The 15,522-nt window shown below is 23.4% G+C and carries 17 protein-coding genes; 10 read left to right on the top strand and 7 right to left on the bottom strand.

The annotated features are described in order from the left end of the window. Positions 1–2 precede the first annotated feature (2 nt). The 3 genes from AAHM89_RS06660 (at position 3) to typA (ending at position 3,566) form a co-directional block, all read left to right on the top strand. Complete coding sequence (locus AAHM89_RS06660) at positions 3–413, top strand: transposase family protein (protein WP_342265805.1); 411 nt, start codon at positions 3–5, stop codon at positions 411–413. Positions 414–802: 389 nt separating this feature from the next. Continuing rightward, complete coding sequence (locus tag AAHM89_RS06655; protein WP_342265804.1) at positions 803–1,591, top strand: hypothetical protein; 789 nt, start codon at positions 803–805, stop codon at positions 1,589–1,591. Between the two features lie 130 nt (positions 1,592–1,721). Then, entirely contained in the window at positions 1,722–3,566 is a 1,845-nt protein-coding gene (typA, locus tag AAHM89_RS06650) for a translational GTPase TypA (RefSeq protein ID WP_342265803.1), read from the top strand. Positions 3,567–3,581: 15 nt separating this feature from the next. Here typA and AAHM89_RS06645 read toward each other — a convergent pair whose 3' ends face one another. The 5 genes from AAHM89_RS06645 to AAHM89_RS06625 all read right to left on the bottom strand — a co-directional run bounded on the left by AAHM89_RS06645 (position 3,582) and on the right by AAHM89_RS06625 (position 5,773). Continuing rightward, positions 3,582–3,794, bottom strand: coding sequence for a hypothetical protein (locus AAHM89_RS06645; RefSeq protein WP_342265802.1), 213 nt, complete (start codon positions 3,792–3,794; stop codon positions 3,582–3,584). 71 nt (positions 3,795–3,865) lie between these two features. Next, a complete protein-coding gene (locus AAHM89_RS06640; protein WP_339045953.1) occupies positions 3,866–4,012 on the bottom strand; it encodes a hypothetical protein in 147 nt (48 codons plus the stop codon). Between the two features lie 117 nt (positions 4,013–4,129). After that, positions 4,130–4,414, bottom strand: a complete 285-nt coding sequence (locus AAHM89_RS06635) for a hypothetical protein (RefSeq protein WP_342265801.1) — start codon at positions 4,412–4,414, stop codon at positions 4,130–4,132. 282 nt (positions 4,415–4,696) lie between these two features. After that, positions 4,697–5,212, bottom strand: coding sequence for a hypothetical protein (locus AAHM89_RS06630; RefSeq protein WP_342265800.1), 516 nt, complete (start codon positions 5,210–5,212; stop codon positions 4,697–4,699). A gap of 69 nt (positions 5,213–5,281) precedes the next feature. Then, the gene (locus tag AAHM89_RS06625) at positions 5,282–5,773 is read right to left on the bottom strand and encodes a hypothetical protein (protein WP_342265799.1); all 492 of its coding nucleotides are present in this window, start codon (positions 5,771–5,773) and stop codon (positions 5,282–5,284) included. A gap of 282 nt (positions 5,774–6,055) precedes the next feature. Here AAHM89_RS06625 and AAHM89_RS06620 point away from each other — a divergent pair, with 282 nt between their 5' ends. From AAHM89_RS06620 to AAHM89_RS06595, 6 genes are all read left to right on the top strand, one after another. Beyond that, positions 6,056–7,414, top strand: a complete 1,359-nt coding sequence (locus AAHM89_RS06620) for a DEAD/DEAH box helicase (protein WP_342265798.1) — start codon at positions 6,056–6,058, stop codon at positions 7,412–7,414. 19 nt (positions 7,415–7,433) lie between these two features. Continuing rightward, a complete protein-coding gene (locus tag AAHM89_RS06615) occupies positions 7,434–8,333 on the top strand; it encodes a deoxyribonuclease IV (protein WP_342265797.1) in 900 nt (299 codons plus the stop codon). Further along, positions 8,333–9,430: a nicotinate-nucleotide adenylyltransferase gene (locus tag AAHM89_RS06610; RefSeq protein ID WP_338956847.1), complete on the top strand. Its 1,098-nt coding sequence runs from the start codon at positions 8,333–8,335 to the stop codon at positions 9,428–9,430. The genes AAHM89_RS06615 and AAHM89_RS06610 overlap by 1 nt, the downstream gene beginning before the upstream one ends. A 92-nt stretch (positions 9,431–9,522) precedes the next feature. Continuing rightward, positions 9,523–9,648, top strand: coding sequence for a hypothetical protein (locus tag AAHM89_RS06605; protein WP_342265796.1), 126 nt, complete (start codon positions 9,523–9,525; stop codon positions 9,646–9,648). Between the two features lie 70 nt (positions 9,649–9,718). Then, a complete protein-coding gene (locus AAHM89_RS06600) occupies positions 9,719–11,554 on the top strand; it encodes an ABC transporter ATP-binding protein (protein WP_342265795.1) in 1,836 nt (611 codons plus the stop codon). 148 nt (positions 11,555–11,702) lie between these two features. After that, entirely contained in the window at positions 11,703–13,010 is a 1,308-nt protein-coding gene (locus AAHM89_RS06595) for a hypothetical protein (RefSeq protein WP_342265794.1), read from the top strand. Between the two features lie 46 nt (positions 13,011–13,056). On the opposite strand, the gene AAHM89_RS06590 is transcribed toward AAHM89_RS06595, so the two are convergent. Continuing rightward, positions 13,057–13,368: a hypothetical protein gene (locus AAHM89_RS06590; RefSeq protein ID WP_342265793.1), complete on the bottom strand. Its 312-nt coding sequence runs from the start codon at positions 13,366–13,368 to the stop codon at positions 13,057–13,059. 111 nt (positions 13,369–13,479) lie between these two features. Here AAHM89_RS06590 and AAHM89_RS06585 point away from each other — a divergent pair, with 111 nt between their 5' ends. After that, positions 13,480–14,457 carry an IS3 family transposase gene (locus AAHM89_RS06585; protein WP_342265776.1) on the top strand — a complete coding sequence of 326 codons (978 nt, stop codon included), beginning with the start codon at positions 13,480–13,482 and terminating at the stop codon, positions 14,455–14,457. A gap of 72 nt (positions 14,458–14,529) precedes the next feature. Here AAHM89_RS06585 and AAHM89_RS06580 read toward each other — a convergent pair whose 3' ends face one another. Beyond that, entirely contained in the window at positions 14,530–15,492 is a 963-nt protein-coding gene (locus AAHM89_RS06580; protein ID WP_342265792.1) for an alpha/beta hydrolase, read from the bottom strand. Between the last annotated feature and the right edge of the window lie 30 nt (positions 15,493–15,522).

The following is a 15,522-nucleotide window of genomic DNA, read 5'->3' as shown; positions in this document are numbered from 1 at the left end:
AGTTGAATGTATTCTATAAAATTTCAAATTGTATATGATTTTTTAATAAAAAAATTGTTGATATTTTTGCTGATAATGGTAAAGTGCATGATTTTCAAATATTAAAAAATTCAAATCTTGAATTTTCAGAAAAAACAATAATTATTGGTGATTTTGGATATCAAGGTATACAAAATATTTATAAAAATACAATAATACCAATTAAAAGAACTAAAAATAAAAAATTAACTAAACAAGAAAGAAAATACAATAAGATTGTATCTAAAATTAGAATTAAAGTTGAACATGTCTTTGCTTGATTGAAAAGATTCAAAATTTTAGTAAATAAATGTAGAAAATCTAAATTTAGACTTATGTACTTAAGATTTAACTTACTTTGTGAAATTTTTAATAAAATAAAACCATTAAAATAAAAAAAAATATTAAAAATATTTTTTTAAAATTTAAATTTTTATCGAGTTAATATAAAAATATTATTAACAATTTTTTGTTTAAAATGTAAACTCATTTTTTAAACTATTTTTTCAAAAAATATTTATTTCTATATTCAATAACACTAAATAGTTTTAAAACAATTTTATTGACAATTAATTAAATTTAATTACGGAATATGTCCAAAGTGTTATCATTAAAGTGTGTAAAACTTTTAAAAAAGTTTATAGAAAAATTTTAAATTAAATAGATATTAATTCTAAAAAATAGATATAAGTAGTTATTATAGAAATTTTAGTATTTGTACACAAATTATAATTATTAAGAAATTTGAGATTAGACTATCAAAAATATAGAAAGAGGCAAAAATATGAATGAAAGAAGACAAAAATTACTTGAATTGATGAATAGAAATTTAAAAATTAGTACTTTAATTAATTACAAATTTAAAATTTCTGAAATAACTAATGTAATTGCAAGTATCAATAATGACTTATATAAACAACAAAAATATTTTTTAGAATTGGAAAATAATAGAAAATACAGAAATAAAATTCAGAGAAAATTTAATAAAAACAAAAAGATAAAAAAGAAATTAAATAAGATTTTAAACAAATATTTAGCACAAATAAAAAAATTTAGTTTTTTTATTAATAAATATAAAAAAGAACCTCAACAATTATTTGAAATATTAAGTGAATTAAATTTATTTGTAGGTGAATTAATAAATCAAGAAAACATAACAGATGAAGAATTACAATATTTATTTACAATATCTCATCAATTTTCAGAACAATTAAAAAATGAAAAACCATTAGATTTATCACTATCAAGTAAAAAACAAAGACTGCAACAAGAACTATTAGATTTATCATTACCAAATAAAAATCAAATATGAGAATTAACAACAAAAATTAACACATCTTTAATTAATAAAAAACATTATACTAATACATTAGAAACACACACTAAAGACAGTTTATTTATCGAAATAAAAATATCAAAACCTAGTAGCAGTTTTATATATACAAATAATTTTAATGATATACAAACATATTTATTAACCGAACAAATACAACAAAATAATTTTTTAAATAATAATGAAAAAAGTAAATATAGAAATAAAACTCATGAAAATGAAAAAAATCACAAATCATAAGATTTAGATAATTATTATATGTCAAAAAAATCATTTTAAATAAATTATTTTTTTAATTATTTTACTAAATTTAAAAATATTGCGTATAATTTATATAATGTCAAAATTTAAGAATAACGGAGAATGAAAAATGTCTGAACAAGAAAAAGTTTCTGCTGAACAAAAAATTATTAATATTGCAGTGATAGCACACGTCGATGTTGGAAAGTCAACATTAGTTGATGCTTTATTAAAACAATCAAATATTTTTCATCAAAACCAAGTTATTGTTGAACAAATAATGGATAGTAATGATCAAGAACGTCAACGAGGAATTACTATTTATTCTAAAAATTGTTCAATCATGCATGGTAATACAAAAATTAATATTATTGATACACCTGGTCATGCTGACTTTTCCTCTGAAGTTGAAAGAATTATGAAAACAGTAGACTGTGTTATTTTACTAGTTGATAGTGTTGAAGGACCAATGCCACAAACTCGTTTTGTATTGCAAAAAGCACTAGAACATAACTTAAATCCAATTTTAATGATTAACAAAATTGATAAAAAAGACCAAAGAATTGAAGAAGTAAAAGATGAAGTATTAGAACTTTTTATGGAATTAAATGCTAATGATGAACAGTTAGACTTTCCAACACTTTATGGAATTACTAAACAAGGTATTGCCCAATATGAATTAAATCAACCAAGTGAAAATTTAGAACCATTATTTGAAACAATTATTAAACATGCTAAAATTTCTAAATTAGTAAAATATAATGAGCCTTTACAAATGCAAATTAGTTCATTAGATTATGATAGTTTTATTGGCAGAATTGGAATTGGTAGATTATTTCAAGGTACTATTTCTGAAGGACAAGAAATAATTGTTGTTGATGATTATGATTTAAAAAGAAAAGCTAAAGTAAAATATTTATTTGTTTATCAAGGATTAAAACGAGTAGCTGTTAAAAACGCTGTTGCTGGTGATATTGTTTGCATAGCGGGTATTGAAAATATAACAATTGGTAATACTATTTGTGATAAAGATAATGTTGTGCCAATGGAACCAATTACAATACAGGCTCCAACAATGTCAATGAATTTCCTTGTTAATAATTCACCATTTTCTGGAACTGAAGGTAAACTAGTAACTAGTAATAAAATTAAAGAACGTTTAACAAGAGAATTAGAAACTAATGTTGGTTTAAAAATAGAACAATTATCTGGAAGTAATGCTGATGGTTTTAAAGTTTTTGGTCGTGGTGAATTACATTTATCTGTTTTAATTGAAAATATGCGTCGCGAAGGCTTTGAATTAGGTATTTCTAAACCGGAAGTAGTATTTAAAAAAGATGAAAAAGGACACACCACTGAACCAGTCGAAGAAATTATTTTAAATCATCCTACTGAATATACTAGTACTGTTATTAACAATTTAAATCTAAGAAAAGGTATTATGACTAATATGGATTCTGATAATGTTCGTGATAAAATTATTTTTCATATTCCAACAAGAGGATTAATTGGATTTGGTCGTCAATACGTTAATATTACTCGCGGAACTGGTGTTATGGTTCGTAGTTTCCTTACATATGAACCATTAAAAGGCGAAATTAATAATAATAGAAATGGCGTTCTAGTAAGTATGATTACAGGGACAACATTACCTTATGCTTTAAATTCTTTAGAAGAACGTGGTACTTTATTTGTTAAACCACAAACTAAAGTGTATGAAGGAATGATTATTGGTTTAAGTAATCGTGATAAAGATTTAGATGTTAATCCTTGCAAAGCAAAACAATTAACAAATACTAGAAGTTCAGGTAATGATGAAGCTGTTAGATTAACACCACCAACTATTTTTAGTTTAGAAGAATCTTTAGAATTTATTGCTAGCGATGAATTAGTTGAAGTAACACCACAAAATATTCGTATGCGTAAAAAATTCTTGACTAAAAATGAACGTAAACAAAATAGAAATCGTAAGTAATACTTACGATTTTTTTTAAAGATTAAAAGGATTATAATTTACACAGTTAACTGTAGATACTCAATATTCTGATTCAATATCAATAATATCATTTAAAGACAGAATTTTTTGATTTTCTTGCAATATATCTTCTATCTGTATTGTTTCATAATTAGCAAAGTTATTAACTTCATTAATCATTAATTGAATTTGCTTATCAAGCAGTTCTTTATTTTTTTTTCTTTTCAATATATTTTTTTCTGCGTCTTTTTTCTCCTTCTCTTTTTTTCTAATAAATTCAGGATTTGATTTATTTTTTTCTAAATATTTTTTTGTCTTTCTGCATGTTTTTGTTTTTTAGTTTTAATGTTTTCAAATGAAATTTCTACAAAAATAGCGGGAGAAGGTATAAAAATAGATTCATCTTTTGTTTTTTCGTTATTGTTATTCTCTAACATTATATCCATATTTTATATTTCCTTTTTAAAATAAATAGTGTATTTATAAACTTATATTAAGTTTATGTTCTTGATTTTAGCATCTTTTTTAATTTAGAAAAATAGTTACCATTTTGGTAACTATTTTTATTTTGCTATAAATTTATTATTAATTTTAGTTTTATGTTGGATTGATAAACTTATTTTATTTATTTCATCAATAAAATTATTATCTTTTTCTATATCTCAACCATTTTTTTGATCAATTTCTTTTGTTATTTTTTCCAATTCTATTTTGATTTCTTTTAAACTAGTTTTATTAATATTATTATTTAATCTTTTTTCAATATTTTGAATTTTTATATCAATTTCATGATATCAAGTGGTATCTAAAACATTGCAAAGTGGTTCTTGTACTCAAGCATGGTACATTTTTCTTTCTTCAAATCCTTCTGGAAGTTTTATTTCTTCTTTAATTTCAGCAATTAATTTATATATACTTTTTTTTAACTTTACTATACATATCTTTTAATCTTCCTTTCAAAAAAATAAAAAACCCATATACTTTAAAAAATAAAATAATGAGTTGAAAACTTAAATTAAGTTTAAAGAATTATATCATAATATCTAGAATATTTGGTGTTAAATTTTTATACATATTTTTAAAAGATAAAAAATAGTTATAAATAAATAAAACTACTCAGTTGAGTAGTTTTATTTATCTTCTTCAATTTTTACTGTCATTTCTTGATCATCAAAAACAAATTTAACTTTTTTATCATCTTTTTTATTAACAGCATCACTGGGTTTATCATTTTTTTTATTTTCAAATAAAGGTTTTGGTTTTTTCTTTAATTCTTTTTCATTTTTTAAATAATATTTTTGAACTATATCAAAAAGTTCATTATTTAAACTACCATCTTTATATCTCTTTTTAAATTTATAAAAATACTTATAACGCTTATCTAAAATTATTGATTTAATTTCATTAAAGAGTATAAAAGCATTTCTACTTGAAAATTTATAATTATTTTTACCTATTTTTACTAAATTATCACTTATAATATTGTTTATTTTAAACTTAAATCTTTTTCTTTTAAAAAGAAAAATAACTAAAATAAAAATAAAAGTTAGCATTAATAATAATATTGATAATCCTATGATTATTCAGTCCTTTAATGAAAAATCTGATCAATTAACTAAAAACATTATATTTAAATTATTTTGCATATAAATAACCCCCTAAATTTTCTTAATATATAAATTTGCGTCATTTTATAAACAAGTTCTTCTTATCTTTTATTTTGGATAAATTACATTTAAAATTACACTTCCAATAACTAAAGGGTCATCATAAGTCATTTCAACTGTTAAAGTAGTTGGTTTAATGTTCATATTATTATATTTTAAATTACCTAAAATAATTTTTTCTTTTATTAAATTTGCTTGTGGATTACTTTCAATTAGTCTCTCTTTAATAACCTCCTTTACAGTTTCTGGACTTGTCATTTTCAATTTGTCTTCAGTTTTTAATTGCAAATTTGTTTTGCTTTTTAAAATTACTGCTAAAATTCGTTTATTATCACTAATTGATGATTGTTTAGAGATCGAACCATTTGATTTTTTTTTATTTTTTTCTTCCTCTTCTTCTTTTTCTCCTTCTGTTTCAGCAATAGCTGTCATACCACCAGCAATGGTGGCTCCAATTAAAGCTGCAGAGCTGATAAGACCAGCAATAATTTTTGTTGATTTCTTCTTCTTTTTCTTTTCTTCTTCATCTTCTTCTGACATAAATTACAAACCTCTTTTCTAAGCCCTTAAATTTTTTCTAAGTTAATTTTACATGATTAAAAATAATCTATTGACATTTTACTTTTATTAGATTAGAAATTTAGATAAACAATTAGTTGTATAAATTACTGATGTATTTTTTTATTTTTTGAAAATTAATAATCTTAAACATTAAAATAGTAATTATTATTACTTTTAATAAAGTTTTTTATCTTATTTTTTAAAGAACTTAGTAAAAATAAGATAAAATATTAATATTGCATTAAAGAAAAAGGTGAACGTATGTCATTTCAACAATTTAATTTACAACCATGACTAATTGAAAATTTAAAAAAAGAAAAACTAATTAATCCAACACCAGTCCAAACCGAAATCATTCCTTTAGCATTAACTAATAAAAACTTAATTATTAAAAGTGCTACTGGTAGTGGTAAAACTCATACTTATTTAATTCCAATTTTAAATAATTGTAATGTTACTTTAAAAGTAACACAAGCAGTTATTATTACACCTACTCGTGAACTTGCTCAACAAACGTTCAATTTTTTAAAAGCTTTAATCAAAGGTCAAAATATTAGCATTGCTTGTTTAGTGGGTGGCAAAGATATTATTCGTCAAAGTAATAATTTAAGTAATAATCAACCACAAATTGTAATTGGCACTCCAACTAGATTAAAACGTTTATATGAACTTAATATGTTAGCAATTACTACTACTAACACTTTAGTTATTGATGAATGTGATATGTTATTTGATATGGGATTCATGGAAGATTTAGATTTTTTAATTACTAAAATGAATAAAAATACTCAAATTATGACTTTTTCAGCAACAATATTACCCCAACTAGTTACTTGATTAAAAAAATATATTACTAATGCTACTACAATTAGTATTGATAACAAATCTCAAAAAATTCAACATATTTTTATTAATCGTCATCATCAAGATAGTAAAAAACAACTACAATCATTATTAACAATGTTTGATCCTTATTTATGTTTAATTTTTGTTAATAACAAAGAAAATATTGAAGAAATTGCAAACGTCTTAATTGAAGAAAATAAAAAAGTAGCAATCTTACATGGTGGATTACCAGCACGAGAACGTTCTCAAACTTTTAAACGTATTAAAAATTTTGAATATCAATATGTTGTTTGTTCAGATATCGCAGCACGTGGTATTGATATTGAAGGGGTATCTCATGTTATCTCTTTACAATTACCGACAAATAATCTAGAATATTATTTTCATCGAGCAGGGCGAACAGGACGAGCTAACTATTCAGGTATTTCTTATGTATTTTATGATAAGAGTGATAATTCTACTATTCATAAGTTAAAAAATTTAAACGTTCCAATAGAATACTATAAAATTAAAGATAATAAGTTACTACCAGAAATTACTAATGACAACATCATTGCTCATAAACGAAAAATAGAAAGAAATAAAGAAGAGCAATATGTTATTAATCGCTTTAAAAAAAATAAAAATGTAACTCCTGGTTATAAGAAAAAATTTAATAAAGATTTAGAAGCAATAAAAAAAGAAACAAGAAAACAACACATTAAAGCATCAATTAAGAAAATTAAAAAAACACAAGCAATTGCAAGAAGAAAAAAACTTTTTGATGAAAATTAATAATGAAAGAGGAAGCAAGATGGAAAACGACAAATTAATTATTGGATCTCATGTTTCAATGAAAGCACCAAAATATTTATTAGGTGCTCTTGAAGAAGCTCTAAGTTATAATGCCAATACGTTTATGTTTTATACAGGTGCTCCACAAAATACAATTCGTAAACCAACCAAAGCATTATTTATTAAAGAATTTACAGAAAAACTAATTGAAAAAAATATTAATATTAATAACCTTATTGTTCATGCTCCTTATATTATTAATCTGGCTAATAGTATTAACAAAAGTACTTACCAATTAGCAGTAGATTTCTTACGACAAGAAATAATTCGCTGTCAAGATATTGGCATTAAAACTTTGGTTTTACATCCAGGTAGCGCTGTTGGTGCTTTACCACAAACTGCTTTAGATCAAATTGTTAAAGGACTAAATGCAGCATGTTTAGAAAAACAAACTGTAAAAATTGCTTTGGAAACAATGTCAGGAAAAGGTAGTGAAGTAGGAACTACTTTTGAACAACTTCAATATATTATTAATAATGTAAAAAGACCCGAACTAATTGGTGTTTGTTGAGATACTTGTCACTTATCTGATGCTGGTTATGATCTTAATAATAATTTAGAACAAGTAATACAACAATTTGATCAACTTATTGGATTAGATAAATTATTAGTTATTCATGTTAATGATTCTAAAAACCCAATCAATGCTCATAAAGATCGTCATGCTAACTTAGGAATGGGTTACCTTGGTTTTCAAACTTTAATTAACATTATTTATCATCCATTGTTGCTTACTAAAATAAAAATTTTAGAAACGCCATGAATTAATGGACATCCACCTTATTTATATGAAATTAAAATGATAAGAACAAAAAAATATAATAAAGAAATTTTAGAATCATTAGGAACAAGCAAATAATGAAAAGAATTGGCATTTTTGGTGGAACTTTTGATCCATTTCATAATCAACATTTAAACATTGCAAATACAGCTTATCATAAACTTTCACTTGATGAAGTTTGAATTTTACCAACAAAACAAAATCCGTTAAAAGACAGTGTCAGTGCCAGCGATCAACAAAGAGTCGATATGATTAATTTAGTTATTAAAAACTATTCTTGAATAAAATTAAATGATTATGAACTAACAAGTAAACAACCTAGTTATACTATTAATACTATTAACTACTTTATTGAAAACTATCCAAATCACAAATTCTTTTTTATTATCGGTTCTGATAATTTATATACCTTAAATAAATGACAAGGAATTGAACAGTTAATTAATTTAGTTAAAATTATTGTTGTTAATCGCCCTCATTATCGTAAAACATTAGAACTAATGTCAAAATACAAGTGTCAAAATTTAGTAGTTCGACCAAGTAGTGATATTAGCTCTGCCAAAATTAGAAATGGTGAAATTATTAATCAAATTGATATAAAAATTAATAATTATATTAACAATAATTTAATATATAGTTATGAGCGTTTAAAAGCAAATTTGGATAACAATAGAACTGAACATTGTATTAATGTTGGTAAAATGGCTGTTAAATTAGCAATCCATTATAACGAAGATGCTAATAAAGCCCTAATTGCAGGAACTTATCATGACCTTTGCAAACAATGAAGTAAAAATAAAATGACTAAATTTTTAACAAAATATAATAAAGAAATTTTACAAGAACCATTTCCAATTTGACATGGTTATGTAGCAGCATTGTATTTAAAAAATCATTATCAGTACCATGATGATTTAGTTCTTCATGCAATTGCTAAACATACTACTGGTGCAACTGAAATGAAACCTTTAGAATTAATAGTATTATTAGCAGATAAAATATCAATTGAACGTAACCATTATTATGTTGAAGAATTAAGAAAACTTGCCTTTCAAGATTTAACTGTTGCTTTTAAATACTATCTAGAAATTTTAAAAAAGCATTTACTAGAACAAAAAAAACCATTAAATAATAAGTTTTTAACAATATATGAAACGTGAAGTAATAAAAATTAACAAATAGTATCTACAGTAAAATACTTATTTATTAATTATTTAATATATAATATTAAAGAAAAGGGAAGTATAACTTAAAACAGAAGATGTATTTGTTCAGTAATGATTGCAAAATTGAATACTGATATTTATTAAGTGATTGATTTAAAAAACCAGAATATAAAGATACTTTAAATTATATAATAGATAGTAATTGTCGTTATTTTTTAAATTCATAATCCATTAAAAGAATTGGGTTTACCACTATAACAAATAAAAAATAAATTATTAATAAGGAGATCAAATATTATGTCCAAAAAAAATAAAACAAAAATTACTGCTTCGCCGACAAAAGAAAAAACAACAGCAAAAATAAAAAAAAGCATGACTGATTATAATGAATTAAAAATAAAAAAAAGTGGTTTCTTAAGCGCAGTTATTAAATACTTTAAAAAATATCCACTACTTTATCTAATTGCAATACTAACCACTATTGCTTCTTCAATAATTTCAGTGATTATTCCTAAAATTACTAATATTTTTTTAGCTACCCCCGATGGTTTTCAATGAGAAAAAATTACTACTTTAGCTTATATTTTAATTAGTTTACAAATTGCATCAGGATTATTTATGTACTTTCGTAATTTAACAGGAAGCATCATTGGTGTTAAAGTTGAAATTGAATATCGAAATAAAGTTTTAAAACATTTACTAGATTTAGATATGTCATATTATGAAGACCGCAAAATTGGTGACACTTTAACAAAACTAATTAGTGATACTAGTGTTATTGGTGAAAATATGCAATCTATTCCTTTAACTATGCTTAGTTCAATTGTGACTTTTTTTGGTTCAATTTACGTTATTTTTTCTTTAAATTGACAATTATCATTAATTGTTTTAGGTATTGTTTTATCAATTTTAATAATATCAGTATTAAATGTTCAAATTATTCGTTATTTAAACTATAAATGAAGAAAAGTTTACACTGAAGTTAATGCTGATATTACTGATCGACTAAATACTATTACTTTAATTAAAAGTAATGCTACAGAAAAAAGTGAAAATAAAAGATTTTCTAATGAACATCTTAAATATTACCAAGCAGCAAAAAAAACTATTACTTTTGAAAGTTTTACTAGAGCATTACTAATTACATTGCTAACAGGAATTAACATTGTTGGTTTAGTTGCTGGTTTCATGTTTGTAAGTAAACACATCATTAGTGTTCCAACACTAATTGCTTTTTTATTAGCAGTCAACACTTTAATTTTCCCAGTTATTCAAAGTATTCAATTCTTAGGTAATTGAGCTAAAACATCAACTTCAATTTTAAGAGTTAATGAAATTCTTAATATTAAACCAAAAATAGTTAATAAAGAAAAAGACTTACCAGTAAAACAAATTACTAGTGATATTATTTTTGAAAATGTTAATTTCCGCTATGATGAAAAAGAAGACTGAATTTTAAATAACTTCTCTTTCACTTTTGAAAAAGGTAAAAGTTATGCTATTGTTGGTGCAACTGGTGTCGGAAAAACTACTATTTCTAAGTTATTACTACGTTACTATGACCCTGCTAAAGGAAGAATTTTAATTAATAATAATACTGATTTACGTGATATTAACTTAGCACAATACTTACATCATATTGGCTATATTGAACAAGATCCACAAATTTTATTTGGCACATTTGCCGAAAACATTAGTTATACTAAGCAAGGAGCAACTTTAGAAGAAATCAAAATTGCTGCAAGTAAAGCTAACTTACATGATTACATTGAACAATTACCTAATGGTTATAATACAATTTTAGGTGAACGCGGGATTAACTTATCTGGTGGTCAAAAACAAAGAGTAGCTATTGCTCGTATCTTTTTAAAAAATCCAGAACTATTAATTTTAGATGAAGCTACTAGTGCTTTAGATAATATTGTCGAAAAGGAAATACAAGCACAATTTAATAAATTAATGATTGGTCGTACTAGTATTATTATTGCCCATCGTTTATCAACAATTAAAACTGTTGATAAGATTTTAGTTTTAGAAAAAGAAAAAGGTTTAGTTCAAGTTGGTACTTTTGATGAATTAAAAGTTAAAGAAGGTCACTTTAAACATTTATATGAAGCTGGAATTATGGGGTAAAACTTTACCATCCTTTAAAATTCATTGTAGAATTTCACTAAAAGTACTATAATGTAAATAACGATAGTTTAATATCGTTATAATTTTAATTATGATATAAACTTTATATCTTTATTAAAATTATATATTAACTTTAAAGGTATAAAATATGAGAAAAACAATAAATATTTTAACAGTTGGTATTTTTTCACTAGCAACAAGTGCCACTATTTTAACTAGTGTGAATCACTTTAATACTAGAAAAAATGATTTACAACAAGCAAATGCCACTACTAATCAAACATCATTATTTAATAATCAATATCGATATTTAAATAATAGTGACTGAATTACTAACCAATCAACAACCGATCATAAATTTTATAGTTATGATACTTCAGCATTAAAAAGTTATACTTTTACCAATGCTAGAAACGTCTTCTTAGTAGATACAACTGGAAATCTAGTTTATAATACCAAAGTTACTATTCCTAATAAAGATAAATCAGATATTGAAAATACAAAACAAGAAATGATTACCAAGAAGAAAGTAACATCACTTAAAAGCAATCCTAATTATTCTGATGCTTACAATTTTAGCGAATATCAACAAAATAATTTTATTGGTGACAATAATTGAACATATTTACAATTTGGTGGTCTTGAACAAAATATTGATATTTCTAACATTGCTGGTGCTTCTAAAATTGAAAATAATAACAATCTTAGTGAGAACTTAGGATTATATTACATTGCTGATGCTGCTATTAATAATAAAATTTCTTTAGCAATATCTTATAATATCAGCCAACAATTCATTAATAAAAGCAGTTTAAACAAACTAATTAGTAACCAATTAACAAATAATATTATTAACTTAATTGTTGAAAATACTAATATCTTTAACTTTATTAAAAATTCACCTCTTTTCCTAAATATAAAAGATTACTCATTAAATTTTATTTTTGATAATGATAATAACTTAGTAGCAATTTACTATACAAAATGAAATGTCCAAAATATAAATCAAAATATTAACTATTCTTATAAAGAAGACTTTAGCAATATTAATAAAAATGATTGATTAAAAAATAGTGATCAACAAATCATTTTAAATTGAACTAAATATGCAAAAAATTGAGAACAATTTTCACAACTTTATCCTAAATTTAATTTTAATAATTCTAAACTATCAATTAATAATATGGGTACATATAAAGAAAATAATAATCTTACTGGTAATACTAATAATATTACTACTAATAAAAATATTAAATATGAACTACAAAATCCTTATAATGTTGTAGCAATTTCTGATCTTATTATTCAACTTCCAATTATTGATCTTTATGTATACCATGATGATAATAATATTTATTATCAATGAAATGCACGTGTTACTTCATCACCAAATTTAATTGCTGGTTGTAGTTTAGCAATTGATTTAGATAATATTAGTTTTCAATTTAAAAAATAATTAAATTTAATATATAAAAAATAATGCCTTAATTAAGGCATTATTTTTACAATGAATGTTGTCTTACAGGACTTTGATTAGATGCTGATGATTGGTTTTCTGCCATTTGATTAGAATTATTAATTAAATATTCTTCGCGAATTTCTAAACACTCAACTTTAAGCTTTTCAATTCTTTTTAAAAATTCAGAATTATTAGATGTTTGATATTTTCTAGCATTACGTCAATTATGCTCTTTACCTGTGACATCTATTTTTTCTTTTACTTCATTAAGTTCTGACATAATTGACATTAATTGTTTAATATTAGGATTTGTTTTTGACTTCTCCTCGTTTAATTGTTGTTTGCCACTTGCCACTTGCCACTTAGCCCTTTTTACTAGACCATTAATTTAAAAAACCTGAATGTATTCTAAAAACAATTGTGTTATATAATTAACACTAATTTTAACCTGAAAGGATTTTTATTAATGGATAAAATTAAACAAATAGCATTAGTAATTAACAAATTAAATATCAAAGAAAAAATTAAAATTATTGATGATTGTAAAAATCAATATTCAATTAGAAACCTATGTCAATATCTTCAATTAAACAGATCAACATATTACTTTTTAAAAAATAAACAAAAACCTATTAAAAAAGAAGAAAATCATATTATTAAATGCAATCATAAATATCAAAAAATATGCCAACTTTTAATCGAATTTCATTCTACAAGAAAAGGCAGAATTTATGGATATTTAAGAATTTTTTCAGCTTTTAAAGAGTGATTAAAACAAGAAAAAAATATCATTTTAAATATAGAATTATCAATAAAACAAATGCGAAAAATTATGAAAGAACACAATATTCAAGGATTAAAACAAACTAAAAATAACTATCCTAAAAACAAAAAAAATCCAAATAAGTGAATACCTACAATGGATAAAGTAAACAAAGATTATAAAAGTACAACCTCTTCAAATCAAATTTGATCAATGGACACTAAACAAATAAATACTAAAGAAGGATGATTATATCTTTTTGTAATTATTGATTTTTATTCAAATAATGTTGTTAGTTATAATATTGCTCCTAATAAATCATATCAGGATTTAATTCTTCCTGCTCTTGAAAAAATCAACAAACAATTTTCTTGAAATCAAGTAAAAAATGTTATTTTACATTCAGATAACGCCAACGAATTTTATTGTCAGGATATCACAAAATGAGCAGAGGATAAACAAATAATTTTAAGCAAAAAACAACCTTATGATATTGGTGGTAATGTATTATCTGAAAACTGATTTTCTCATTTATCTCAAGAATGACTACCTAAAGGATCAAATCAATATTTATCCATCAATGAAGCTATAAATGATGTAAATCAATATGTTATGTTTTATAATTATGAAAGAATACATTCTAAATTTCTAAAACCACCAATTTTACAAATTAAAATTTAGAATTTTATATCAAAAATGGTCCAGTAATTAAGGGCCAACCACCTTTTTTTGATCTAATAACATAAATAATCATTATATATGTTCTTTTTCTATTCAAGTTAAAACATCTTCTAAAATAATATTAATATTGGGTTCATTTAAAATCGCATGATTACCTTCTTCATAAAAACTATAAGTTATCCCCTGTCTTCAACGTTTATTATTTTTTGCAATTTTATCAAAATCGGCAAATATATCTTTTGCAGATTGAACAATCAAAACTGGACATTTAGCATTATTAAGATTTTTTGGTACTTGTTTACTTAATTTTTGTGCTTGTAAAGAAAATAATAATGTAAATTTCATATTAGTCATTGCTCTAATTTTCCCTTTTTTAATATAATTAGAGTTAATAGAAATTGTTTCCATATCAAAAGTAATAGGTAATGGATGATGTTTATAAAATAGAAATCCTCAAATTGCATGACAAACTAATGAAGGTCTTATTTTAAATATTTGTTTCTTAGTAACAAAATTAGTTAAAATTGCACCATCAATCATTTTTGGTAATCTTTTAATTGCTAATGCTGTTAATGCCGAACCTAATGTTTCACCCATTAATAAAATTTTTTTATTAGGATAACGTTCATTCAAAACCGTTATAATATCTTTAATATCATTAATAGTTGTTCCTAAAGTATGATATTTTCATTTTTCATTTTCTCCTCAACCTCGTTGATCAAAACTTAAAAATGAAATACCATGTTTAGTAAAAAACTTAGCAGCTGTTTTAAAGTCTGTTAAAGAGGCACCCATACCATGAATACCAATAATAATATATTTACTATTATCAACAAATTTAAATTCAGTATGTAAAAAATAGTTATCCCTAGTAATGATTCCCTCATTACTTCATTGTGGAAAATGACGATTCAGTTCTCAGTGATAATCAATATGGAAAATTTGATAAATTCTATATAAAATATAAAGTATTATTAACATAGCTAAAACTACAATAAGTACTGCTCATCAATAATGTTGCCAAAAATTATCCATAATAAATGATACCCTCCAATAATATATAAA

Origin of the sequence: Spiroplasma endosymbiont of Villa modesta (assembly GCF_964030925.1) — a bacterium.
Classification (GTDB): Bacteria; Bacillota_I; Bacilli_A; order Mycoplasmatales; family VBWQ01; genus Spiroplasma_E.
The sequence above is the reverse complement of the archived record's forward strand: the minus strand, read 5'-3'. Positions and strand labels throughout refer to the sequence as shown.